This window comes from Microcoleus vaginatus PCC 9802 (assembly GCA_022701275.1).
GTDB classification, from domain to species: domain Bacteria; phylum Cyanobacteriota; class Cyanobacteriia; order Cyanobacteriales; family Microcoleaceae; genus Microcoleus; species Microcoleus vaginatus_A.
Map to the genome: position 1 here is coordinate 4,310,205 of CP031740.1, position 24,888 is coordinate 4,335,092.

23 protein-coding genes and 1 pseudogene are annotated in these 24,888 nt (G+C 47.2%); 15 read left to right on the forward strand and 9 right to left on the reverse strand.

Translation table 11 applies throughout. The features are described from left to right. Nucleotides 1-113: 113 nt before the first annotated feature. Nucleotides 114-254 (reverse strand): annotated as a pseudogene (locus tag D0A34_17525) (DUF4058 family protein). Between the two features lie 317 nt (nt 255-571). Here D0A34_17525 and D0A34_17530 point away from each other — a divergent pair. The 12 genes from D0A34_17530 to D0A34_17585 all read left to right on the forward strand — a co-directional run bounded on the left by D0A34_17530 (nt 572) and on the right by D0A34_17585 (nt 13,875). Next, nucleotides 572-1,645, forward strand: coding sequence for a class 1 fructose-bisphosphatase (locus tag D0A34_17530; GenBank protein UNU20435.1), 1,074 nt, complete (start codon nt 572-574; stop codon nt 1,643-1,645). A 196-nt stretch (nt 1,646-1,841) separates the two neighbouring features. Then, the gene (gene tal / locus D0A34_17535; protein ID UNU20436.1) at nt 1,842-2,996 is read left to right on the forward strand and encodes a transaldolase; all 1,155 of its coding nucleotides are present in this window, start codon (nt 1,842-1,844) and stop codon (nt 2,994-2,996) included. Between the two features lie 261 nt (nt 2,997-3,257). Further along, complete coding sequence (locus tag D0A34_17540; protein ID UNU20437.1) at nt 3,258-4,787, forward strand: glucose-6-phosphate dehydrogenase; 1,530 nt, start codon at nt 3,258-3,260, stop codon at nt 4,785-4,787. A 164-nt stretch (nt 4,788-4,951) separates the two neighbouring features. Continuing rightward, entirely contained in the window at nt 4,952-6,316 is a 1,365-nt protein-coding gene (opcA, locus tag D0A34_17545; GenBank protein ID UNU20438.1) for a glucose-6-phosphate dehydrogenase assembly protein OpcA, read from the forward strand. Between the two features lie 327 nt (nt 6,317-6,643). Then, nucleotides 6,644-8,188: a cobyrinate a,c-diamide synthase gene (locus D0A34_17550; GenBank protein ID UNU20439.1), complete on the forward strand. Its 1,545-nt coding sequence runs from the start codon at nt 6,644-6,646 to the stop codon at nt 8,186-8,188. 208 nt (nt 8,189-8,396) lie between these two features. Then, nucleotides 8,397-8,888 (forward strand): Ureidoglycolate hydrolase, encoded by a 492-nt coding sequence (locus D0A34_17555; GenBank protein ID UNU22348.1) that lies wholly within the window; start codon nt 8,397-8,399, stop codon nt 8,886-8,888. A 212-nt stretch (nt 8,889-9,100) separates the two neighbouring features. After that, complete coding sequence (locus tag D0A34_17560; GenBank protein UNU20440.1) at nt 9,101-10,363, forward strand: cytosine deaminase; 1,263 nt, start codon at nt 9,101-9,103, stop codon at nt 10,361-10,363. A 157-nt stretch (nt 10,364-10,520) separates the two neighbouring features. Beyond that, complete coding sequence (locus tag D0A34_17565) at nt 10,521-10,976, forward strand: KGK family protein (GenBank protein UNU20441.1); 456 nt, start codon at nt 10,521-10,523, stop codon at nt 10,974-10,976. 96 nt (nt 10,977-11,072) lie between these two features. Next, nucleotides 11,073-11,525 carry a hypothetical protein gene (locus tag D0A34_17570; protein UNU20442.1) on the forward strand — a complete coding sequence of 151 codons (453 nt, stop codon included), beginning with the start codon at nt 11,073-11,075 and terminating at the stop codon, nt 11,523-11,525. Nucleotides 11,526-11,622: 97 nt separating this feature from the next. Next, nucleotides 11,623-12,084 (forward strand): KGK family protein, encoded by a 462-nt coding sequence (locus D0A34_17575; protein UNU20443.1) that lies wholly within the window; start codon nt 11,623-11,625, stop codon nt 12,082-12,084. A gap of 120 nt (nt 12,085-12,204) precedes the next feature. Next, nucleotides 12,205-12,381, forward strand: coding sequence for a DUF4089 domain-containing protein (locus D0A34_17580; protein ID UNU22349.1), 177 nt, complete (start codon nt 12,205-12,207; stop codon nt 12,379-12,381). 24 nt (nt 12,382-12,405) lie between these two features. Continuing rightward, on the forward strand, nt 12,406-13,875 hold the full coding sequence (locus D0A34_17585) for an Asp-tRNA(Asn)/Glu-tRNA(Gln) amidotransferase GatCAB subunit A (GenBank protein ID UNU20444.1): 1,470 nt from the start codon (nt 12,406-12,408) through the stop codon (nt 13,873-13,875). A 2-nt stretch (nt 13,876-13,877) separates the two neighbouring features. Here the strand turns inward: D0A34_17585 and D0A34_17590 are convergent, their stop codons facing one another. Both D0A34_17590 and prfB read right to left on the reverse strand, forming a co-directional pair. After that, entirely contained in the window at nt 13,878-14,072 is a 195-nt protein-coding gene (locus tag D0A34_17590; GenBank protein UNU20445.1) for a 30S ribosomal protein S21, read from the reverse strand. 172 nt (nt 14,073-14,244) lie between these two features. Then, a protein-coding gene (gene prfB / locus D0A34_17595) for a peptide chain release factor 2 (protein UNU20446.1) occupies nt 14,245-15,379 on the reverse strand; the annotation gives its coding sequence in 2 pieces (ribosomal slippage) (nt 14,245-15,306 and nt 15,308-15,379; 1,134 coding nt in all). 204 nt (nt 15,380-15,583) lie between these two features. Here prfB and D0A34_17600 point away from each other — a divergent pair. Continuing rightward, nucleotides 15,584-16,309, forward strand: coding sequence for a Uma2 family endonuclease (locus D0A34_17600; GenBank protein ID UNU20447.1), 726 nt, complete (start codon nt 15,584-15,586; stop codon nt 16,307-16,309). An 85-nt stretch (nt 16,310-16,394) separates the two neighbouring features. Here D0A34_17600 and D0A34_17605 read toward each other — a convergent pair whose 3' ends face one another. The 3 genes from D0A34_17605 to D0A34_17615 all read right to left on the reverse strand — a co-directional run bounded on the left by D0A34_17605 (nt 16,395) and on the right by D0A34_17615 (nt 19,198). Then, nucleotides 16,395-17,978 carry a tetratricopeptide repeat protein gene (locus D0A34_17605; protein ID UNU20448.1) on the reverse strand — a complete coding sequence of 528 codons (1,584 nt, stop codon included), beginning with the start codon at nt 17,976-17,978 and terminating at the stop codon, nt 16,395-16,397. Nucleotides 17,979-18,227: 249 nt separating this feature from the next. Further along, the gene (locus tag D0A34_17610) at nt 18,228-18,956 is read right to left on the reverse strand and encodes a hypothetical protein (GenBank protein ID UNU20449.1); all 729 of its coding nucleotides are present in this window, start codon (nt 18,954-18,956) and stop codon (nt 18,228-18,230) included. Continuing rightward, nucleotides 18,953-19,198, reverse strand: coding sequence for a hypothetical protein (locus D0A34_17615; GenBank protein ID UNU20450.1), 246 nt, complete (start codon nt 19,196-19,198; stop codon nt 18,953-18,955). The genes D0A34_17610 and D0A34_17615 overlap by 4 nt, the downstream gene beginning before the upstream one ends. Before the next feature lie 295 nt (nt 19,199-19,493). Here D0A34_17615 and D0A34_17620 point away from each other — a divergent pair, with 295 nt between their 5' ends. Continuing rightward, nucleotides 19,494-19,820 carry a PEP-CTERM sorting domain-containing protein gene (locus D0A34_17620; protein ID UNU20451.1) on the forward strand — a complete coding sequence of 109 codons (327 nt, stop codon included), beginning with the start codon at nt 19,494-19,496 and terminating at the stop codon, nt 19,818-19,820. Between the two features lie 75 nt (nt 19,821-19,895). On the opposite strand, the gene bchD is transcribed toward D0A34_17620, so the two are convergent. From bchD to D0A34_17635, 3 genes are read right to left on the reverse strand one after another with little or no spacing between them, the layout of a single operon-like run. Then, a complete protein-coding gene (gene bchD, locus D0A34_17625) occupies nt 19,896-22,010 on the reverse strand; it encodes a magnesium chelatase ATPase subunit D (protein ID UNU20452.1) in 2,115 nt (704 codons plus the stop codon). Nucleotides 22,011-22,044: 34 nt separating this feature from the next. Then, nucleotides 22,045-23,253: a sensor histidine kinase gene (locus D0A34_17630; protein UNU20453.1), complete on the reverse strand. Its 1,209-nt coding sequence runs from the start codon at nt 23,251-23,253 to the stop codon at nt 22,045-22,047. Nucleotides 23,254-23,289: 36 nt separating this feature from the next. Then, the gene (locus tag D0A34_17635) at nt 23,290-23,469 is read right to left on the reverse strand and encodes a hypothetical protein (protein UNU20454.1); all 180 of its coding nucleotides are present in this window, start codon (nt 23,467-23,469) and stop codon (nt 23,290-23,292) included. Nucleotides 23,470-23,535: 66 nt separating this feature from the next. Between D0A34_17635 and D0A34_17640 the strand changes: the two genes are divergently transcribed. Further along, on the forward strand, nt 23,536-24,873 hold the full coding sequence (locus D0A34_17640) for a transporter (GenBank protein UNU20455.1): 1,338 nt from the start codon (nt 23,536-23,538) through the stop codon (nt 24,871-24,873). Nucleotides 24,874-24,888 lie beyond the last annotated feature (15 nt).

The window sequence follows — 24,888 nt, forward strand, 5'->3', positions numbered from 1 at the left end:
TGTCTGAGTATATTTCAAACAAGTCAATAGAAAAGTCAATGACTGACTCTGTATATTTGCTTAAATTTCAATTACCGTATTTCTATGGATAGCTTACCCAGAATTTTGGAGTGTCATATCACCTTTGGCGAAAATTTACGTACGGGATATGGATCGTAATCGAGCCGATAATCATAGCCGACGCGATCGTAAATGCCTGCAAGCAATTCCGGCAAATTAACAATAGGTTCTACATCTTCTTCGCGCAAAGGAAGTTGTCGGTCTTTTTGAGATGCTAGCCAACGTTCGTAGGCTTCTCTATCGCCACTTTTTCTCTCAGCGCCCTCTGCGTCCTCTGCGGTTAATCAAAAAAAGTAGTGATTTTGGATACAATTCCCGACTCAACAGTCGATCGAACTCCTCAATTTTCGATGCGGATCTAAAATTCACCTAAAGTTCGACGCCCGATCGCAAAACCCTTCCTAAGATAGAAGTTGGGGAATGATCGACCTAAAAGCCGGTTCAGGGGCAAACGCCTTGCACCTGAAAATCCCCAACTAGCGAGCCGCAAGACAGGGAGGACATCAAAATCATGGTAAACGCGCCGACAGGGGAAGCCCGCCTGGGCCCGACCGAGCAGGTACAATCCTTAGACCGCGATTGCACAACCCTATCTCGTCACGTACTCCAGCAACTCCATAGCTTTTCAGCAGATGCTCAGGATCTCAGCGCTCTGATGAATCGCATCGGGCTGGCGGCAAAGCTGATCGCGAGGCGGCTCAGCAGAGCCGGGTTAATGGAAGATGCTTTAGGGTTTACAGGGGCTGTGAATGTGCAGGGAGAATCCGTCAAAAAGATGGATATCTATGCCAATGAAGTGTTTATCTCGGTATTCCAGCAAAGCGGACTTGTCTGCCGCTTGGCTTCGGAGGAAATGGAAAAACCCTACTACATTCCCGAAAACTGTCCGATCGGGCGTTACAGTCTGCTCTACGACCCCATAGACGGTTCTTCCAATCTTGACATCAATCTCAATGTAGGTTCCATATTCAGCATCCGCAAGCAAGAGGGCGACGATGAAGACGGTTCGGCTTCCGACTTGCTGCAACACGGACACAAACAAATAGCGGCCGGCTACGTACTCTACGGCCCGAGTACCATGCTGGTTTATTCGATCGGTCAGGGCGTTCATTCCTTTACCCTCGATCCCAGTTTGGGCGAGTTTATTCTAGCTAACGAAAACATTAAGGTTCCCGATCGCGGCCCGATTTACAGCGTTAATGAAGGCAACTTCTGGCAGTGGGAGGAATCTTTGAGAGATTACATTCGCTACGTACACCGCAGCGAAGGCTACAGCGCCCGGTACGGCGGGGCTTTGGTGGGAGATTTCCACCGGATTTTGTTCCAGGGAGGCGTGTTTTTGTACCCCGGAACGGTGAAAAACCCCGAGGGCAAATTGCGATTGCTCTACGAATCGGCTCCTTTGGCGTTTTTGATGGAGCAAGCCGGCGGGCGGGCAAGTACAGGTATTCAAGACATCTTGGATGTAGTGCCGACCAAGCTGCACGAGCGATCGCCCTTGATTATCGGCAGTAAAGAAAATGTAGCGATGGTCGAGTCTTTTATTCAAGATCGAGCGCGCAATCCTAGAACAGTCCAAGCGTGAAGGAAAAGGGAAGTTCGGCAACGAGCAATGTACGGGATGTAACGGATGTCAGGAAGAAGGAAGAGGGTTTTAACTTATAACTTTCGGCTCCCAATTACCAATTCCCCATTGCCAATTTTCAATTTTCAAGTCCCAATTTTCAAGTCCCAATTTCCAAGTCCCAATTAACAGCTATCAAATTTTAGGAGTTACAGTAATGACGACAACACCAACGAATCACCTGTTAGAAATCAAAGAAATTGGCCAAAGTATCTGGATGGACAATTTGACTCGCGATCTGATCGAGTCCGGCGAACTCAAACAGATGATTGAAAGTCGGGGACTGCGCGGGATTACATCTAATCCGGCTATTTTTGAGAAAGCGATCGCGGGTAATGTGATTTACGACGCGGATATCGAAGCGGGCATCCGGGCGGGTAAATCTGTAATGGAGATTTACGAATCTCTGGTATTTGAAGATATCCGCAACGCTTGCGACATCTTCGCCCCAATTTACGCAGAGTCGAAGGGTTTGGACGGCTACATTAGCATTGAAGTGCCACCGACGATCGCCAACGACACAGAAAGCACGATTAGCGAAGCCATGCGCTATTACCAAGCCCTCGGCAAAGAAAACGTGATGATTAAGATTCCGGGAACCGCTCAAGGTTTGCCCGCAGTCGAGCGAGTCATCAGCGAAGGGATTAACGTTAACGTGACTTTGCTGTTCTCGGTTGACAGCTACGTCGAAACCTTCTGGGCTTACATTCGCGGTTTGGAAGCGCGCGTGGCTAAAGGTTTGGATATTAGCAATATTGCTTCTGTTGCCAGTTTCTTCTTGAGCCGGATCGACATTAATATCGATGGCAAGATTGACGAGAAACTCAAAAATGTCACAGATATTTCCACAAAAGCCAAACTGGAAGCAGTGAAGGGGAAAATTGCGATCGCCAATGCCAAGGTAGCTTACCAGAAGTATAAAGAGATCGTAGCGAGCGATCGCTGGCAAGCTTTAGCGGCCAAGGGAGCGAAAGTGCAGCGCTTGCTGTGGGCTTCCACCAGCACCAAAAACCCCCACTACAGCGATGTCATGTACGTCGATGAACTAATCGGCCCGGACACCGTTAACACTTTGCCGCCGAACACCGTGGAAGCTTGTTTCGACCACTGCGATGTCGCACCCCGGATTGAGAACAACGTTGAAGAAGCTTACACGCTGATCCAAAGTCTCCAAGATCCCGACATTGACATCAACTTGGACAAAGTGATGGAAGACTTGCTCCTCGACGGGATTGAGAAATTCGTCACCCCGTTCCAATCCCTGATGGATTCCTTGCAAGAGAAAGTCCAGAAGTTGTCGCCCGTCGCTTAGGCAGATATCTGTATCCTGAAAGGCAGAAGCATTTAGGAATCGGAATAGATAATTATTTGGGTTCTTAAATGCTGAGTCTTAAATCCTCTCTAGGAATTTTGAGATTAATGGATGTTAGAGTTCCTAGAGAGCAAAATCATCTGCCTCCTCTAGCAGTATTAAGAATCGATTAACTCTCTCACCCAGCAACTAGCAGAAATGACCGCAAACTATCATGGTGTCTTGGCAGGGTTAACACCACTAGAACAAGGAAAATAAATAATGGTAACGCTACTTGAAAATCCACTGCGCGTCGGTTTGCGAAAAGAACGGGTGCCGGAACCACAAATTCTGGTAATCTTCGGAGCTTCTGGGGATCTCACCCAGCGCAAACTGGTACCTGCAATTTATCAGATGAAGCGCGATCGACGCTTGCCACCGGAAACTACCGTCGTGGGAGTAGCCCGCCGTCCTTGGAGTCACGATTACTTCCGAGAGCAAATGCGCGAAGGCATTGAAGAATTTGGCGGTGGCATTGGCAATGAAGATTTTTGGCAAGATTTCGCTCAAGGTTTGTACTACTGTCCGGGCGACATTGACAACCCCGAAAGCTATCAAAAACTCAAAGCTTTCTTAGCCGAACTCGACGAAGAAAGGAGAACTCGCGGCAATCACATATTTTATCTCTCGGTTTCCCCGAACTTTTTCCCAGAAGCAATTAGGCAACTGGGCGCTGCTCAAATGCTGGTTGACCCAGTAAAACACCGCTTGGTAATTGAAAAACCCTTCGGCCGCGACTTGAGTTCGGCAAAAGCTCTCAACCGAGTCGTGCAGAAGGTTTGCCAAGAACAGCAAGTTTACCGGATTGACCACTATTTGGGTAAAGAAACTGTTCAGAATTTAATGGTGTTCCGCTTTGCTAACGCGATTTTTGAACCGCTATGGAATCGGCAATTTGTCGATCACGTACAAATTACAGTTGCAGAAACAGTAGGCGTAGAAGACCGGGCGGGTTACTACGAATCCTCTGGGGCGTTGCGGGATATGCTGCAAAACCACTTGATGCAGATTTTCTGTCTGACGGCGATGGAACCGCCGAACTCGCTCGATGCTGACAGCATCCGCACCGAAAAGATGAAAGTTCTGCAAGCAACTCGCTTGGCAGATTTGAATAACTTGGAGTTCTCAGCGATTCGGGGTCAATATTCCGCAGGTTGGATGAAGGGCAAACCGGTGCCAGGATATCACGAAGAACCCGGGGTTGCTCCCAACTCGACAACGCCGACTTTTGTGGCGATGAAGTTTATGATTGACAACTGGCGCTGGCAGGGAGTGCCTTTTTACCTGCGAACGGGCAAACGGTTGCCGAAAAAAGTTAGCGAAATTGCGATTCAGTTCCGCGAAGTTCCGCTGCTAATCTTTCAGTCTGCGGCCCAACAAACTACTCCTAACGTTTTGACCATGCGCGTGCATCCTAACGAGGGGATTTCGCTGAGGTTTGAGGCGAAAATGCCGGGGCCGGATTTGCGGACGCGGACGGTGGATATGGATTTCAGTTACGGTTCTTCTTTTGGGGTGACATCTTCGGATGCTTACGATCGACTGTTAATTGACTGTATGCTGGGCGACCAAACTTTGTTTACCCGTTCTGATGAAGTGGAAGAAGCTTGGCGGGTGGTAACGCCGGCGCTGATGGATTGGGAATCGTCCAACGAACAGCAGTTGGTTCCTAAATACGAAGCGGGTACTTGGGAACCGGCGGAAGCAGAACTGCTAATTAACAGAGACGGCCGCAAGTGGCGCAGACTTTAAGAGTGATTAGTCAGCAGTCTTTAGTCAGCAGTCTTTAGTTTATTGGTCAGGATTAGCCACTATAGATTAGCTAAGAACCAATGACTAAGAACCAATGACTAAGAACCAATGACTAAGAACCAATGACTAATGACTAATAACAAATAAGAAAGGAGAAAAGATTTATGACGATGACACCGATGAAAGCTCCGCCTCTGGTTTCGCTGCAAAATCCTAAAGATGTGTCGATCGACCAGATAGAGGCAGAATTGAGTCAAATCTGGGAAAGTTACAGAGAATCGGGGTCAAAAGGCGATGTTCCGATCGCTAGTAGGGCAACAACTTTTACTTTTGTAGTCTACGAACCCGAAGAAACTCAGCGGTTATTGGCGGATCTGGGGTTTTACGACGGGCCGGTGGACGGTATTACCGGGCCGATGACGGCATCTAGCATCAGGGCGGCTCAAAAAGCTTACGGGCTGCCGAGAACTGGCAAACCTAACGCTGAATTGCTGGCGACTTTGCGGGAAGAAGTGGCTCGCAAAAATTCCAATGGCGAGGAGATGGGATCGAGTGGTTTGGGTTCCGGGGGTTCGGGGGTGGCTGACGCGATTGTGGCTGCCAATCCCTGCCGGATTATTGCTCTGTGCCCGACGGCGGGGGAAGATACGGGCGTGCAGGCTCAAGTGGCTGCTTATTGTCCGGTTCACAAGCGCACCACCGGCAATCTGATCTGCTGCGAGTACATTACCCTCCGGGGTACGGAAGCTGCGCTGGAACGGGTGAGCGGCATCGTGACGGCGTTGACTATCGCTGATTTGCCGACGCTGCTGTGGTGGAAGGCGAATCCTGATGCCGATCGAGGTTTGTTCCAGCGACTGGCGACAATTAGCAGTTCTGTGATTGTTGACTCTAGCAGCTTTGCCGAGTCTGAAGCTGAATTGCTGTTGATGCACAGTCTGATTGAGGAGGGAATTCCGATCGCGGATCTGAATTGGCGCCGGCTGGCCGCGTGGCAGGAGTTGGCTGCTGAGGCTTTTGACGCCCCGGAACGTCGCGCTGCGATTCGGGAAATCGATCGGGTGACGATCGATTACGAACAGGACAATTCTACGCAAGCGCTGATGTATTTGGGTTGGCTGGCGAGCCGGCTTCAGTGGCGTCCGGTTGCTTTCAAACAAGAAGAGGGCGATTACCAAATCAAGCGAATTAAATTCGCGGGGCCGGACGAACGAGTTGTAGAAGCCGAGTTGGCTGCTATCCCTAGTGCTGATACGGGCGATGTCCCGGGCGATTTGATTGCTCTGCGTTTGAATTCTACGAACGAAAAGGCTGACTGCGGTACAGTTCTATGTTCGGAAGTGGGTGGCTGTATGCGGATGGAAACGAAGGGTGGCGCTCAAACTGATCGCTTTAACCAGGTGAGTCCTCTGTTCGATCAGGTGACGGAACACTTGCTGGGCCAGCACTTGCAGAGTTGGGGTCGAGATGTGCTTTACGAAGAAAGCTTGGCAGTGACGGCTCAAATGCTGAAGTTGGCTAAGCGGTAAAAAGAAGGAAGAAGGAAGAAGGAAGAAGGAAGAAGGAAGAAGGAAGAAGGATTGAGTTAATATTCAGTAGGGCAGGCAATGTCTGCCCTACTTTTTTAGGAGTTAGGAGTTATGAGTTATGAGTTTTGAATTAATAATGTTCTTTGACTCTAAACTATAAATTACTTCCAAAAAGCCACGAAATTACCTATATTCTTCTCTTTCTTTCTTCGCGGCTTTCGCGTCTTCGCGGTTCGTTAAATAGGTATTATTTGAGAAGTTCAAGACCAATACTCATAATTTTATCACCGGGCTGCTTTCTGTATTTTTTGTAACTAATCTAGAACTATGGCTTTAGTAATTGCTGGCGAACGCAGCGGTGCGGGAAAGACGACTGTGACGATCGCCCTTTTAGCTTTTTTAATCCGTCGCGGCTTGAATGTTCAATCTTTTAAGGTAGGCCCGGATTACATCGATCCGATCTTTCATGCTTTTGTTACTGGTCGCCCCTGTCGGAATTTAGACGCGATATTAACCTCTGAATCTTATGTAAAAAAGTGTTTTTCTCGTCATATTCAAGATGTCGATTATGCCTTAGTTGAAGGGGTAATGGGTTTATTTGATGGAGTGAGTCGAAGGAATCAGGAATCACGAAGCCACGACACGGATTTTGAGACGGATACACGGATTAATTATCGAAAAGAAGAAGGCAATTATGATTTTTCCTTTGCTTCTACGGCTCATGTTGCTTATTTGCTGAATTTGCCGGTATTGTTTGTGATAGATTGCAGCAGGCTCTCTGGTTCTGTGGCTGCGATCGCCCACGGTTTTCGTTCTTTTAACCCTGACCTTAAATTCGCTGGTTTGGTGCTGAATCGGGTGGCGAGCGATCGACATTTGGAACTGCTTCAAGATGCTCTCAAACCGCTCAATTTACCGATTTTAGGCGTTTTACGTAGGGATGAGGCTGTTACTATTCCCGATCGACATTTGGGGCTGATTCCGGCTGAGGAGTTGCCGAATCTTCATGCTGCGATCGATAAGTTAGCGGATTTGGCTGCTGTTAGTTTTGACTGGGAGCAACTTTTGCCTTTGTTGGCTGCAACTCGAAATGAGGGGGGTGAGGGGTCTGAGCAACTTTCGCGTAGGCACAGTCTCCCTTCGGGAATTGTAACTAAAAAAGAGGATGTTGTCAACTCTTTAGGAAAACAATTTGGAGTGAGGATTGCAGTTGCGCGCGATCGGGCTTTTAATTTTTACTATCAGGACAATCTTGATTTGTTGGAAGAGTTGGGTGCGGAGTTAGTATTTTGGAGTCCCCTTGATGACTCGGCTTTTCCTGACAATGTGCAAGGGTTATATTTTGGTGGTGGTTTTCCCGAAGTTTTTGCTCAAAAATTGAGCGGTAATGTTTTAATTCGGGATGCGGTAAAAAGTGCGATTTTTTCGGGAATGCCGACTTATGCGGAGTGCGGCGGTTTGATGTACTTGTGTGATTCTATTGTAGACTTCGATGGCAATTCTTGGCCAGGGGTGGGAGTGTTGGAAACTGTTGCTGCGATGGGAAAGCGTTTGACGCTGGGATACCGAGAAGCTGTGGCGGTGAGGGATAGTTCGGTGTTAACTGCTCTTGATCAGGTTTGGGGACATGAGTTTCATCGATCGCATTTAACTGTGGAACCGAGTAATCCAGTTTATCACAGTTGGAGGTATGGCAAGCGGGGGGAAGTTGAGGCGGTTGCTGAAGGTTGGGGAGTTTGTCAGGTACACGCTTCTTATTTGCATTTGCACTGGGGTGCTCGGCCTGATATTCCGGCTCGTTTTTTGCAGCAGTGTGCTGATTTTGATTGTAAGGGTGTTTTGGGCGATCGATCTCAAGTAATATCTTTTTAACGAACCGCGAAGACGCAAAGGACACGAAGGAAGAGAATGAAGAGGAAGCAGAAGATAGGTAATGTCTGTAGCGCTTTGGCAGTAAATCAATTCTGTTTTTTGGGAAGTCGCAAAGCCGGTTCCTGGCTGCGCCCAGAGTAGAAATAAAGTGGTCTTAGTATTTATATTAGAATATTTATGACGGAGAAAGCTAGGGATGTTGCGATTTATGAGCGAATCAATTTCGACTAAGCAGTTATCCGCACAATGGGTGACACCGGAGAATTTTCAGCGTTACGGTCAAGTTATCTTTGCGGCAATTGATGGCAAGTCTTTCGATGCTGAGGATGCTCAGTTAAATTTGCAAAATGGTATTCCTAGATTTTACATTATGCGGCTGCACCAGAAAGGTCGCAAGTTTGGCAAAATTACGCGACACGTTCAATGTACTCAGTGTTTGGGTTCTTTGGAAGGGAAGGATTGGTTGATGGCGGTTGCGCCTCCTGGGGATAGCTATAAACCGAGTTTAGAGGATATGGCTGCTTTTCGGATTCCGGGCAATTGTTTTATTAAGTTAGATGTGGGTACTTGGCACGCTGGGCCGTATTTTGATGCGGATTTTGTTGATTTTTACAATCTGGAGTTGAGCAATACTAATGTGGTTGACCATTTTACCTTTGATTTGGTGAAAAATCACAATCTGGAGTTTGAGATTGTCTGAGGTTGGCGGTTTGTAGTTGCGCTTTCTTTTTGGTGATTATTGTTATAGGTTGGTTTTTTGAGTAAGATTTTTTAACCGCAGAGGGCGCAGAGGACGCAGAGGAGGAGTAGGAGGGGGTTGGCAAGTGATTGGGGAATTCTTTTGGCCTCACTAGGCTGAGTAGCAACTAGGAAGGATCACGTTTACAAGTGTTAAATTTAGGTGCAATTGTCATGCCTGAGCAAAAGTATAGCATTGTTCTGCGCCAATGTCGTTTGTTAGGTGCGATCGACGATCGCCCAACGGTAGATATTGCTATCGAGGATGACCAAATAGTCGCCGTTTCGCCTCGGATATCAGAACTTGGCGAACGCGAAATCGACATTCAAGGCAAATTAGTTAGTCCTCCTTTTGTGGAGTCGCACATTCATCTCGATTCGGCTTTGACTGCGGGGGAACCGCGATGGAATCAAAGCGGCACTTTGTTCGAGGGAATTCAAATCTGGGGGGAACGCAAGCAAAGTTTAACTCTGGATGATGTCAAAAAACGGGCTGTTGAAACTTTAAGGCTGCAAGCGTCTCAAGGAATTTTGTTTGTCAGGAGTCACGCTGATGTTAGCGAACCGACGCTGACTGCTTTGCAAGGACTTTTGGAAGTTCGAGAACAAGTCAAAGATTGGATGACTCTGCAAGTTGTGGCTTTTCCCCAAGACGGGATTTACGGAAGTCCAGAAAATGACAAACTTTTAGAGAAGTCTCTGGATATGGGGGCGGATGCTGTGGGGGGAATTCCGCATTATGAGTTGACGCGGGAAGATGGGGTGAAGTCGGTTGAACGAATTTTTGAAGTGGCTGAAAAATACAATAGATTAATAGATGTTCACTGCGATGAAATCGATGATGAACAGTCGAGATTTTTGGAGGTGGTAGCGGCTTGGGCGATTAGATGCGGGGCTGGTTCGCGGGTGACTGCGAGTCACACAACTGCTTTCGGTTCTTATAACAATGCTTATGCTTTTAAGCTGATGGGAAGTTTGGCAAAATCGGGAATTAATTTTATTGCTAATCCTTTAATTAATATCACTCTGCAAGGCCGCGCTGATACTTATCCCAAACGCCGTGGGGTGACGCGGGTTAAGGAGTTGTGGCAGCAGGGATTGAATGTGAGTTTTGGTCACGACTGCGTGCAAGATCCTTGGTATAGTTTAGGTACGGGAAATATGTTGGATGTCGCTCATATGGCGGTTCATGTTTGTCAGATGACGGGAATGGCTGAGATAGAAGCTTGTTTTAATATGGTGACTGTCAACGGTGCTAAAACTCTCAATCTGGGAGATGATAATTATGGGATAGAGGCGGGGAAACCTGCAAATTTGATTGTGTTGGATGCTGAGGATTGTTATGATGCAATTAGGAGGCGCGCTGCGGTTCGGTATGTGATTTCGCGGGGTAAGTTGCTGGCGCAAACTGAACCGACAAAAACAAGTTTTTTCTGACTTTCAAGTCGCACCAATTTTTCAACATGATGTCGTACAGACAAACAAACTCATTTCATATGTAAAATTCAAATACATCTCGCTTTGGAAGCGGTATTGACTACTACAAGTAATTATGATATTTCCTCAATAAAGTGTGCCAAATAAACGAACAAATATGAACGCTAAGTTTAAAAAATTAGACTGCAACACAGATATTTTATTGATTCAAAAAGATACTTTTACACTTAATAGATTTAAAGAATTAATGACTAAGAAACTTGCTGAAAACCTTAACAAAAAACCCGAGGGAACAACGGGTAGGATTAATCCAATATTTTTTAGTTTGTTTTCGGATTTTTCAATTGGAGAAGTAAATATTAGAGCTTTTGAGAGTAAATGGATTTTTCCTTCTCAAGGAATAGATTGTCACCTTCTAAAGATTGGTTCTCAAGGCTGGCAAAAAGGCAAACTAAGAATAGAAGCATCTCTAAGTTGGGCAACAAGCACTGGCTACTACACAATCGAGGTAATTAAATTAGAATTTTGTCCTGATGAACCTGCCGAACCGGAATCTATTTTAGATGACATCCGCCAATCTGAGGAGTACAAAAACCTCACTAATAACTCCTGATAGCCAGACAAAGATACGGAGGCAGGGCTATAAAATCACATAAATTATTGCTGAAAAATAACCATAAATCTACAATAATGAGAAATCGGCAAAATCATGAAAATTCGCTGTATTGCTAATACGGGTGAATCTCTACCTGAGAAATATATAGATCCGCCACGCGGTTACACTAGAAAAGTTGAGTTGCCACTAACTATAGGTAAGGAATATGTTGTTTATGCTATCCGATCGTGGCAGAGAATAGTTTGGTACTATATTTGTGATGATAATTACAGCTATTATCCCATACAGACTCCCGCACCCCTGTGTGAAGTAGTTGATAACCGAGTTTCTAAGTATTGGCAGTTTATGCTTGACCCGAATGGGGTGTTAAGGATTGCTTTTGAGCAGTGGTTTACTGACCCTTGTTTTTATGATAAGCTGACGGATCAGGAAGAGGCGGAGGTTGAGATTTTTGAGAAGGTTAAGGAATTGATGGATGCTGAGGATTTTGCTTTGCCTACGCTGGAGGTTGCAGTTGAGAAGTTGCGGGAAACTGTCAGTGTTTGAGTGGGAAAAGTGCGATCGCAAATTGTTTCTTTACCACCTTGACTCAAATACCTTCAAATGGTATCAAATAGGAAGCAGCAGAATTTTGTGAAATAAAATGAACGAAAAAAATGAAATCAATAGAAGCTATGAGATACTAGATGGCGATGATGATGTTTTGTTATTGGGGAAAGCTACTTTTACGGTGGGGAGGTTTAAAGAGCTAGTCGCTAGGAAGTTTGATTATATACTATTTTCTATCGAGGCAGCAGAAAAGGAATATCGCAAGAAATCGATATATTATTGGATGGAATCTCTGTCGATTAACGAAGAAACAACTATTCAGGTAGGGGAGATAAACTGGAGTTCCCCTCAAAAAGGAATCGATTGTCAAATTCTCAGAATTGGTGCCAAAGGTTGGCAAAAAGGAAAGCTTAAAATAGAAGTTAATAGAAGTTTCCAGTCTGGGGAAGCGCAGACATCTATAAAGTTTTGTCCTGATGAACCGCCATCGCAAAAATCGCCTTTAGATGATATCAGACAATCCGAGGAATACAAAAAACTGAGCAATAATAACTGACAGCCCGATCGCGATTACAATACAATAATCGATCGCACTTATATCTGAATCTTAGATTTTAAACCGCAGATGAGGGCAGACGTACGCGGATGAACGCTGATGTTTTTTTGGGAGGGACTCATGGTAAATGTAGAAGAATATGTCGATCGCACCGCTGAACTGATAAACTTACCCTTAGACCCAGAACACCGCCCCGGTGTTGTGGTAAACTTCGAGAGGATAGCTGCGATCGCCCAACTCGTTACTGAATTCCCTTTACCTCAAGCAATCGAAGCTGCGCCGGTGTTTGAACCTTAGATTTTTAACCGCAGATGAGGGCAGATGAACGCAGAGGAACGCAGATGTTTTTTAGATAAGGCTGATGCGGTTGCTACGGCAGCGGCGGTTAAATCTGGTAAGGTTACGGCTACAGTGGCGGTAAATGCTGCTTTGGAACGGATTGCTGTTAAGGATAAAGCTTTTAATTGCTTTACTGCAATCACTGCATCAAGCGCACTCGCAGCAGCCGAAAAAATAGATAATTCCATCGCAAATAACGAAAACCCAGGCCCTTTAGCAGGCGTTCCCTTCGCAGTCAAAAACCTGTTCGACATCGGCGGAATTACCACTCTAGCAGGGTCAAAAATCAACGCTGACAATCCTCCGGCTACCCAGGACGCGGCGGTGGTCGCAAGACTAAAACAAGCCGGGGCTGTGCTCGTAGGTACTCTCAACATGGATGAGTACGCCTACGGTTTCGTCACCGAAAACAGCCACTACGGGCCGACTCGCAATCCCCGCGATACTACGCGCATCGCCGGCGGTTCCAGCGGTGGTTCCGCAGCAGCAGTCGCCGCCGGTTTTGTACCCATCACTCTCGGTTCTGATACTAACGGTTCCATCCGCGTACCGGCTGCTTTGTGTGGTGTCTTTGGGTTTAAGCCTACTTACGGCCGTTTGTCCAGGGCTGGCGCTTATTTATTTTCGAGTAGTTTGGATTGTGTGGGGCCGTTTGGGCGATCGATCAGAGATATGGCGCTGCTGTACGATATCCTGCAAGGCCCTGATTCTCGTGACCCAGTTTGCACTCAACGCCCGCCAGAACTTTCTTCGCCGCAGTTAAATCAAGGTATCGAAGGATTGCGAATTGCTGTTGCTGACGGGTATTTCGCCACAGGGGCGGAATCGGAAGCAATGGAGGCTGTAGAAATAGTTGCTAAAGCCTTGACAAATATAGTGGAGTGTGGTAACGGAACCGAAAAAACAACAAACCCCCCAAAAATAGGGGGGCTTGCAACTGTCAGCATACCGGAATCCGATCGCGCCAGGGCTGCGGCATTTATCATTACCGCTTGCGAGGGGGGAAACTTGCATTTAGACAATTTGCGATCGCGCCCTCAAGACTTCGATCCTGCCACGCGCGATCGTTTTTTAGCGGGAACCCTGATCCCTGCGACTTGGTACTTGCAAGCGCAGAGATTCAGACAGTGGTACCGCGATCGAATTCGCGAAATATTCCAACAAACAGACATCATCCTCGCACCCGCAACCCCGATAGCTGCCCCTGAAATTGGCGTCGAGAAAATGGTAATAGCCGGACAAGAAATCTTAGTGCGTCCCAATCTAGGACTGTTCACCCAACCCCTATCATTTATTGGCTTGCCCGTTCTTTGCGTGCCCGTACAGCGGCCCGGCGCTTTGCCCTTGGGGGTACAAATTATTGGTGCTCCCTACAGCGAAGCGGTGATTCTCCGAGTCGCTGCGGTACTAGAATCGCAAGGCCTTGTATCTGCCGAATCAATTGACCCCTAATTCTAGGGTTTGTTGTTGCGGTGAAAGCGTCTCTTAGTCCTTCTGGCAATAGCTTTGCGCTTCTGCTTTTCCAACGGGGTTTCAAAGTGGCGGTGCTTTCTCATGTCGGGGAAAATACCCGCTTTGGAAACTTGTCGCTTAAACCGTCGCAGGGCTGACTCAATCCCTTCATTTTCGCCTATTACAACTTGGGTCATTATTTCTCCTTTTGTTCGTTAGATCAAGTTTTATCATATCAAGGTTTTTGGCCGCGCGACCTGTTGAAGGTCGGGCGATCGGCCAAAACCCCAAAATTATAGCAAATCCGCTGCCATCACCGCTCTTGATTCTTTAGTTTGCACAGCCAGACTTTGTATGTCAAGGCGCGAATTAGATTCGCGCGGTGGAATCGGTTGGGGCTATCAACTGATTTTCCTGCCGCAGGTAAGCTTGAATAAACGGGTCTAATTCGCCGTTCATCACATCTGCGATGGCGGTTGTTTCCACCCCAGTACGCAAATCCTTGACCATTTGGTATGGGTGAAAAACATAATTGCGAATTTGCTGGCCCCAAGCCGCCTCCACCATATCGCCGCGAATCTCGGCAATTTCCGAAGCCCGCTGTTCCTTCGCAATCACCAACAGCCTAGCCTTGAGTAATGCCAAAGCTTTTTCCTTGTTTTGCAACTGACTGCGTTCTTCAGTGCAGCGGACGGCCAAACCGGTAGGAAGGTGAACGATGCGGACTGCGGTTTCTACCTTGTTAACATTTTGCCCGCCCTTACCGCCAGCGCGGGAAGTCGTGACTTCCAAATCCTTTTCTGGGATGTCCAACTGTACGGATCGATCGAGAATTGGCATCACTTCGACGCCAGCAAAACTTGTTTGACGCTTGTCGTTAGCATTAAAAGGCGAAATTCTCACCAAGCGGTGAGTGCCTTTTTCCGATCGCATATAACCGTAAGCGTAGCGGCCGACAATTTCCAAAGAAGCCGATTTAACACCTGCTTCCTCTCCCTCGGAAATTTCCATTAAATGTACTTTGTAACCTTGACTTTCCCCCCAGCGGGTGTACATCCGCAGCAGCATTTCGGCCCAATCTTGAGCATCTGTACCGCCGGCCCCGGCGTTAATTGTCAAAACAGCGCCGCCTTCATCGTAGGGCCCAGATAGTAATTGTTGCAGTTCCCACTGGTCGAGTTCGCGGGTTAACTGAGAAAGACTCGATGAGGCTTCTTGGAACAGGGACTCGTCGGCTTCTAACTCCAGCAGTTCTAAAATAGCTTTAGCATCTTCTAAGCTAGTTTGCCAATTGCTGTATTGTTCTAAGTGAGATTTGAGGTCATTGAGTTCTTGGAGAGTTTCTTGAGCTCGATCTTGGTCGTCCCAAAATGCTGGTTGGGCGCAGATTTGCTCTAAGTCTTGAATTTTGGCTGTAAGTGCGGGGATGTCAAAGATAGTCCTGGGTTGTACCCAGTCGATCGGACAAAGTTTCGATATTGTGTTTGATGTCTAGAACTTCCACTGTGAGTTCTCCTAGTTGTGGGGTGTATTTTTAAGTTTAGCTGAAATTGGGATATTTCAACAAACAAAATGTTATTGCTTCTTCCTGATTAGATAGAGTGCGAACCCGTTGAATTAAAAACTTTACCGCATTAAAAATTCCCCATTCAAAAAAAGTTGCTATAATCTAAAATCAGGTTAACGATCTCAATGGAAGTTAACTGCCATGATTTCCCCAGAACTAAAATTAAGCTTGCCGTCCACCGAAGACCTGCCCTGTTCGGACGATACGCCTGTGGATAACGAAGACCAGAATCTGCTGCCGAACCTATTGTTGTTTGTCCTGACCGGTATTTGGTCCGATCGCATGGATTGGTACTTTGGGGTGGATATGGCGGTGTATCACACCACAGGAATCAGTCCCAAAGTGCCTGTCGTCCCCGACGGGTTTCTCAGTTTGGGGGTGGAGCGCCGAAAAGGAGGCAAATCTCGCCGCAGCTATGCTGTCTGGGAAGAAAACGAGGTTGTGCCGATCTTAGCATTGGAAATGGTGTCTCACAAACCCGGTGGAGAGTACGACGATAAAATGTCGATTTATGCCGGGTTAGGGGTTTTGTACTACATTATTTACAACCCTGAATTTTGGCGGCGCGATCGGCATCAACCGTTTGAAGTGTACAAGCTGATTGACGGGCAGTACCGGCAGCAGATTGGCGAACCCTATTGGATGCCAGAAGTGGGACTGGGCATGGGGCGATCTCAGCAACTTATTGGGGGCATCGAGCAAGAAATTCTGGTTTGGTATGATGAGTCTGGAAATATCTATCCCCTGCCGGATGTAGCGGCGGGGCAGATGCGCGAAGAGTTGAGGGTAGAACGACAGCGAGCCGAACGTTTAGCTGAGTATTTGCGATCGCAAGGGATCGATCCCGATAACCTGCCTGAATCTTGACGTGAAATTCGATCGGCTTCACCGCATTCTTCCTTCTATTTTGTGACAACAGTCAACAGTCAACAGTCAACAGTCAACTGACTTCTTAGATATACTGCGAACCTGTTGAATTGAAAGTTTTACCGCATTCGTGAGCGCATACATCCAATCTTTTAGAACAGGAAAAACTTTTTGTGAGCTCTTCGCGAAACCAATCTCTGGCGATCGCATCTTTCACCGATTGAGTTCTGAGAGAATTAAAGCCATCTCCGTACTTTTCAATTAAAGCCAGCATTTGCGGTCTGTAAGTGTGGTTATAAACAGCGTATTTAGTATGGCTTACCCAACAGCAAGGCCAGAGTTCCGCTTCAAAACTGATGAAAATTTCTTTGGTGGCTTGAGTTTGACAGCTAATTTCTACATTGCGGTAGTAATTGTTTAGGCTACCAAATGTTTCTACAGCTTGAATAAATTGGTCTCCCTGTGGATTTTTATATTGTTCCAACGATGGGGGTTGGAGTTCTTCGCTGGCTGGCTTTGATGGGATAGGCGGATTTTGAGCTGGTGCTTGAGAGGTTTCGATAGCTATAGCTTGATACCAAGCATAATTTGCTTTTTCTGGTTGCCCCAACTGCCTCAACACTTGAGCTAAATTGCGATAAGCTCCTGCAAAATTGGGTTTAAGCTCGATCGCCTTTTGGTAATAAGCACTAGCGGGCTGCCACTGTTGCTGTTGAGCATAAAGACTGCCGACATTAGCATAAACTTCTGGAAAATTAGGCTGAATTTTAAGTGCCTTGGCGTAACAATCTGCTGCTGCTTGCATCTTCCCCAAACCTTGAACAGCATTGCCTAAAGTTTTCCAGGCTGCTGCAAAATTAGGTTCAATTTTTAGGGCTTGTTGGCTGGCTCCGATCGCCTCTGAGAGCTGTCCTTGTTTCAAACAATCCTCAGCTTGTTGGTGCAACCCAACAGCGGTCTGTGTTTGATTTTGAGGGGCTGACGCATTAGTTGTTGCTGGTTGGTTGGGGCGATCGCTCTTAGCATCTACCTGAGAGTTTTCTGCCTTCTGAGGCTGTTGATTGGCGGACTCTTTGTCATAAATCTCTTTCGCCACAAAACGAGAGGTAGCTTTGGGTACAAACTCGACAAATCCTAGTTGTTGGGCTAAATCCCGCGCTGCTTCTACTTGGTGCTGGTTGTGTTCAAATATCAAGTAGTGCCATACAGCTTTTCCGCCAGCTTGGATGAAAGCCTTAACCGACTGCATTATCCTGTCCCAGTTGGTATTTTGGCGGTAGATGCTGTTAGTATCTGCCAACCCGTCGATACTAAAAATTACGCGATCGTGTTCTCCTGTCATCGCCTTTGCCAGGGCTTGCCACCAGTCTGGATTGCGTCCGCTACCATTGGTGTACAGGCTGATATGAGGAACTCCCATGCGGTGCAAATACTCGATCGCCGGAATTGTGGTATTGCTAGTCATAGCATCGCCGTAGTTGCCACACATATACACCAAATCCAACTGAGAGCAAAACTCTTGTGGGAAAATTCTCTCAATATCCTCCATCTTTAATTCCGCCCCCGGCAAAATCGGGTTGTCGGTGCGGGGACACTGGGGACAAGCTGCATTGCACCTGGAGGTAATTTCTACGCTGACTCTCCTAATATCTTCATATTTTAAGTACATGAGTTTTCCCCGATTAATTTGTGATTAATATTGAAATCGCGATCGACACAATTAGATAACAAGAGCTTTGATTGAGTGATTAAAAAGTAAAATTATACCTTATGCCTGCCGGCTGTGAACATGATATAAGTTTTTTGTATGTGGGACAGAGGAGGCGATGACGACTATCTTGAACCCAAATCTTAATTTAAAAAAAACCGCGGCCGGATGTCGATCGAGCCGCGGTTTTTTTTTAAGCTAAAGTTTCAATTAATCGCGGCTGTTGATAGCAATCAGCAGGCGCAGAATGAAAATGAACAAGTTGATGTAGGTCAAGTACATCGACAGAGCGGCGGGCAAATACTGGTCGTCGCGGTAGCTGCGGGGTAATATGTAAAAATCGACGATCGCAGCGCCGGCAAATATAAACACGCCGATGCCAGAAATGCCAATTTCCAACCAGGTTGGGGTGTAGACGCCAAATAGAGAGAGCAGAAACTGACCGCCAACGACGACGAATAAAGCAATCACACCTAAACTGATAGTTTTGGTGAGGGCCATGCCGTCTTGTTCAGAAAGGTTGGAGCCAATTTGGCGGGCGGCGATAAAGGTAATGCCGCATCCGAGGGCCGCAAAAGCGATGCCGGAGATGCCGACGCCTTGGGTTCTGAGGGCTGTAAATACCAATCCGCTGAGAGTGTAGCCGGAAAGCAGGCTGTAGGTTGCCAGCAGGGGCAAAGCGGTGTTTTTGTTGCCTTGTTCGGCGGCGCCGCGGGCGATGAAGAAGAGAATTAATTCTACGACGATCGCGGCGATGAATGTGGGAAAGAAGAGCCCGGGATAGTTACGAATCACTCCGAGGCCGCCGTAGGTGCCGACAGCAGTTAAGACAAGTCCGCCGCCCACGAAGGGGAGAGCGTTGGAGATGACGTTCGGGCCTACCAGCGCGTGGTTTTTGGCCTCGCGCACGGCTTCGCGGAAATTGCTAGTGTTACTCACGAGGATTTACCTAATTTTGGCTGAGAATTGCTATCTATTATTTTGACAGCTTTACACTTTGTTTGCAAAACCTGAAAGAGTTTAAAGATTTGATAAAGAACGGGGGTGAAATCACTCCAACCCAGGGATCGATTGTTTATAATCGACTGCGTACAGGTCTGTGCCGTGTCGCTGTCTCGCACCGTTGCGCCTCGCGGCAAAGCTATAATTGAGTTTAAAGGGCCGGCGCTATCTGCAGCCAAGGGCTAGCTTAAAGTCGATCAAATCACAGATAGCTGAAGTCAATCAATTTTGGAGGGGGTATTTACGATTGGGGATTAAGGAGTATATGCTAGAGGCAGGGGCCACACTTGATTTTAGGTTTTTGATTTGCGACTTAGTTGAAACTAGGGATCACAAACTTCAATAATATAAAATATAAAATATAAAATCTAAAATCGGTTCCGTTAATTGCTAAGGTAGCTCAGACAGAGGATACAAAGAAAATTAATGAATAGATCGAGTTCTATCGACAAACTGCTAAATAGGTAATGTCCAATGCCCACCTTTTTTGAGCGCAAATTATTGCCCCCTACAGCCGGGATTTTATTGGCTGCCGTCGCCGTTATTTCAAGCGGTCAAGCTGCAGTTGCAGCTAATGTCCGAGCCGTTTCTACCGCTGCTTCATGGCAGGGTTCAGAAAATTTGCTGCTGGCTCAGACCGGTCAACTCCCCCAAGGTACAACTTCTTCAACCCCCAACCGGGGGACGGCAAACCGCGTACCTCTGCCCGTAAGAATTCCTGAGCCTTCGACGGTGGTAGGGTTGGGTTTAGTTGCGGGTTCGCTGGCGCTGAGTCGCCGGAGAGTGAGAGTTAAAAATTAGACTTTTTTTGGCAAAAAGTCTAATTTTTGGATTTTTAACCGCAGATAAACGGAGATAAATCCGGGTATCGGGATGTTAGCCGATCGCGTCGCGCAGAGCATTTTTAGTCATAGCTGCGATCGACTGTTCGGTAGCTTTCGGCAAGTGATAATATTTCCCTCCAGAAGTCTTGGCCAATTCCTTCGCAAAGCCAGTCGAAATAAACTTGCTCTCCGTATCAATCACCAGCAACTGCATTCCCAACCCACGAATTTTGGCAGCAATTTCTAACAATTCCTGCTTAATATCAGGCTTTTCTCCATCTACAATCGGTTCGCCCAAAGAACGAGCCAAAGGAATATTGCCGCGTCCGTCAGTAATGGCGACAATCGCAACTTGACCGATATCTCCCGACTGACGCGCGTTGACTCCCACCCGCACTGCTTGAGTCAAACCGTGGGCCAGGGGGGAACCGCCTCCGCAGGGCAACCGTTCCAAACGCTTGCGGGCCAAGGCTATTGAGCGAGTCGGCGGTAGCAGCACTTCTGCTTGTTCTCCGCGAAAGGGAATGAGAGCAACTTGGTCACGGCTTTGATAAGCTTCTGTGAGTAGCTGCATGACTGCACCTTTGGCGGACTGCATTCGGTTGAGGGCCATCGAACCGGAGGCATCGACGACAAATACGACTAAAGCTCCAGCTTTTCTGGCCAAGCGCTTCGCCCGAATGTCTCCCTGTTCGACAAATACACGGCGCTGAACCCCCTCTTGTCCCCCCTGACTAAGGGGGGGTTGGGGGGGGTGAGAATTCCTGTCGCGGCGGGCTTTTTGGTAGGGTGCGGCGGCTCTGAGGGTGGCGTCAACGGCGATGCGGCGGACGGGGCCTTTGGGTAATACTGGCTTGACGTAACGGCCTCTATCTTCCGAGAAAATGGTGCTGCGGCTGCCCGATTTGCCTTGGCGGCTGGCGGCTTGGGCGAATAAAAGCACGCTGGGGTCGAGAATTACGCCTTCGGGGTCGAAGAGAAATTCTTCGGGAATGGTATCTTTTTCTGGTTCTTCTTCAGGTTCCGGGCTGTCTTCATCCTCTTGGTCTTCTTCGTCTTCTTGCTCGTTTTCTGGTTCGTCTTGTTCTTGTTCTGACTGCTTTTGGGGAGGCGGTGGGGGGGGAGGAGGAGGAGAGTTTTCGTCTGGGGGAGTTTGGATGACGGTGGCGCGGGGTACGATGACTAATTCTACGGCGCGGCGCAGGTCTTCGGCGTTAACTTCTGTGCGTCCTTCGATGGCGGCGGCGGCTTTGGCGACGCGGACTGCGAATATTTCGGCACGGTGTCCTTGAACTCCACCCCGGATGGCTTCTTCTACTAGGTAGGCAATTTGTTCGCGTTTAATGCTGACATCTTTGAGCCATTCTCTGGCTAGGATGATTTGGGTTTTGAGGTTGTCGGTGTCTTCGCTGTATTGATTGAGAAAGTCTTGGGGGGAGCTGGAGTAGGATAAAGCTTGTTCTACTGCATAGACTCTTTCTTCTATTTCGAGTGCTGCGTCGGCTGAAAGTACGATCGCGATGCGATCGAGCAAATGTTCTCTCAGCGGCCCTTCTTCGGGGTTGTAGGTGGCGATAAATAGAGGTTTGCAGGGGTGTTGAAAGCTAATGCCTTCGCGTTCTATTTGGTTGCGCCCTTCGGTTAATACTGTTAGCAATTGGTTGGAAATGTTGTCATCGAGAAGGTTAATTTCGTCAACATAAAGTACCCCTCGATTTGCTTGGGCTAAGAGTCCGGGTTGAAATACGGTTTGGCCGAATTTTACTGATTGTTCGACATCGACTGAACCTAAGAGTCTGTCTTCCGTGACACCCAAAGGAATTTGAATGAATGGTGTGGGAATTATTTCAGTAGTTAAGGAATTACTATCCGTGGTGTGGGCATCTTGCCCGCCATTTTCTGCTAACAAGCCTGATGCCTGTTCTGCAAGAATTTCATTAGGTTCGGCGTTGCAAAAAGAATCTTTAACAATTTCAATGGGTGGCAGTAATGAGTGCAAGGCGCGGGCCATTACTGATTTTGCTGTGCCGCGGCGGCCTGCGATCGCAACTCCTCCCAATCCGGGATCGACTGCTGCTAACAGCAGGGCTAATTTGATTGCTTCTTGCCCGACTACGGCGGTGAGGGGAAAGGCTGTGGTGGAAGGGCTAAGGTTGGCTGCGGGCATAGGATTTTCGGATGTAAAAATTTGAACTTAATGTTTAGCTTACTTCTTGGAGTATTTTAACTTCTTGGGGCAGAATCACGGTAAAAGTTGAGCCGACTCCTATTTCTGATACTAACTCGATTTTGCCTTGCAGCAGCGTGACGAGCCGCGATACTATTGCTAATCCCAGGCCAGTGCTTTCGGTGGGAAAGAGCTGTGTGGCTGCTTCTCCTGCTTGAAAGAAGGGGTCAAAGATGCGCTTTGTATCTTCGGGGGCGATGCCAATGCCGGTATCTCTAATTGCGATCGCCCACTTTCCGTCTCCAGCAGGATGGCAACTTAATTCGATGCTACCAGATTCTGTATAGCGAATGGCATTGCTCACCAGGTTGATCAGAATTTGTTGCAGCCGCTGTGCGTCGGCGATTACTTGTGTTGGAGCGCAGTCGTTGGTAACAGCGAGCTTTAATCCTTTAGCATCAGCAATTGGCTGCATCATTTCTACTACGGTGTTAATTACAGATTGTACATTAGTGGGCCGCAGGTTAAGTTTAATTTTTCCGGCATTGGCGCGAGAAAGTTCTAGTGTGTCATTAATCATGCGAAGCAAGTGTCTGCCGTTGCGTAATACTCGCTCGATGTGTTCGATGCCGGGGAGGGTATCTTTGACTTCAGATTGCCATTTTTCTTTTCGCAGGAATAGTTCGGAATAACCAATAATTGAGTTGAGAGGAGTTTTAAGTTCGTGAGCCAAATGGTAGACGTTTTCTTGATGGACGCTGACAAGGCGAGAGAGTTCTTGATTGGTGAGTTGTAACTGAGTTTGGATTTGTTGAAGTTCCTGCAGCCTCTGAGCGACGTAGCTGTTGAAACACTGGGCAATTGCTTCGTCTACTACGGCATCTATCAGCCTAACAGCTCTGAATACGTCGGCGGTGGTTCCTGCTAGCAATTGTGATTCTAACTCCGAGAATATTACTTGACGCAATAAGTGGTATTCCCGCGCTACTTCTGCTGCATCGTAGCCTTGTTCTGCTCTGAGAAATCCGTGATCTAAACTGGCTTGAATTATTAGTTTTATTTCGCTGTTTTGATATTGGGAAAGCACTGTGGCCATCGCCGCCAGCAGGTGAGGTATGTGATTTTCGATTGCTGAGTGCGGTAAGCCACCAGCGCTTTCAATGTTCCGATCCTGACGAACTGCTTCAATCCAGTTCTTGACGATAATATCGGTTTTTTCGGCGAGCACTTGGCTGTAGTCCATAATGTCTGCGTGGGGGTTGAGTTTGGCAGAGATTGCCTATGCTTCATTGTAGTTGAGCGATCGCCAGATCGCCATATCAAACTTCGGGCGATCGCGACCCTGCCAAAAGAAGTAGTTTTGAGGTGATTTTTTCCCTGTGCCGGAAAGCTCTTGATGAGTCGTTCCCAGCTTGTTGCTGCCAAAATCAGCACTTAAATTTATTGACACAAGAGCCATAAAGTAGTATAGTCTCTCGAACCGAGACTTTTTAATTTGTAAGTTCTATTATTTTCAGGGGACTAAATGGAAAACGTGCAAGCTGTGATTGCTGCAACAACATTTATATGTGTAATTTTCTTAATAATTACAGAATGGATACACCTCACAGTTGCGGCATTTCTGGGAGCAGTGATTCTGGTTTTTACCCACGTGATGACGTTAAACAACGCGATCGAATATATCAGTCGGAGTCACGCCACGCTGGGCTTATTTTTCGGAGTCATGGTAATAGTGAGAGCCTTTGAGCCTACCAAAGTATTTGAATACTTGGCAACTCAAATTGTGCTTTTGGCTAAAGGCAAAGGCAAAAATCTCTTGCTAGGTATTGTCGCAATTACTACGCCAATTTGTGCAGTTTTGCCCAATGCCACGACAGTCATGCTGCTAGCACCATTAATTCCGCCAATGGCAGAAGAAGTCGGTGTAGATTTTGTGCCGTTACTGATTTTAATGGTATTTGTAGCTAACAGTTCGGGACTGCTGACAATCGTTGGCGATCCGGCCACATTCATTGTCGGCGATGCTATTAACATGAGCTTTGCAGATTACCTGGTAAAGTTAAGTTTGGGCGGGGCAATTGCCGTAGGAGTGATAGTAGTTATGTTGCCTTGGCTTTTCCGCGAAATTTGGCACAAGAACTTAGACGATTTGGAACATTTGCCGCACCCAACAATTAATCACCCGCGAGTCTTAGCAGTGGGCGGTGTAATTATAGCTTTCGTGCTGACATTTTTTGTAATAGGAGAGTCTCTGCCCGTGCCTATTTCACCGGCAGCGGTTGCTTTGTTGGGGGCTGCTTTGGCAATGCTTTTAGCTCACCATTCCAAAATTGATTCTGTTAATAATATTTTGCGGGATTTAGATTGGAGTACGCTGCTATTTTTTATGTCTATCTTTGTGCTGATTGGCGGTTTGGAAAAAACCGGGGTTATCGGCAGTATATCTGGAATATTAGCAGTGATTTTAGGTAAGAATATTTTTCTGGGTTCTTTAGTTTTGTTATTTTTTGTGGGTTTGATGTCGAGCGTGGTGCCAAATATTCCGTTGGTAGTGGCGATGGTGCCACTGCTAAAACAGTATGTTGTCAATATCGGGCTCGCACCTGCAGAGGTGCTGGCTCCGGATTTTGCAGGGCAGTTTCCACCTGCTGTACTGCCACTGTTTTATGCGATGATGTACGGAGCAACTTTAGGCGGAAACGGCACTTTGGTAGGGGCTTCTTCTAATATAGTGGCGGCGGGAATTTCTGAACTGCACGGGCGCCGGATTTCTTTTCAAACTTTTCTGCGTTACGGGCTGCCTGTGATGGCGGTGCAATTAATAACTGCGGCTATTTATGTAACTATTCGGTTTCTGATTTGAAGAAGTCATTAGTCC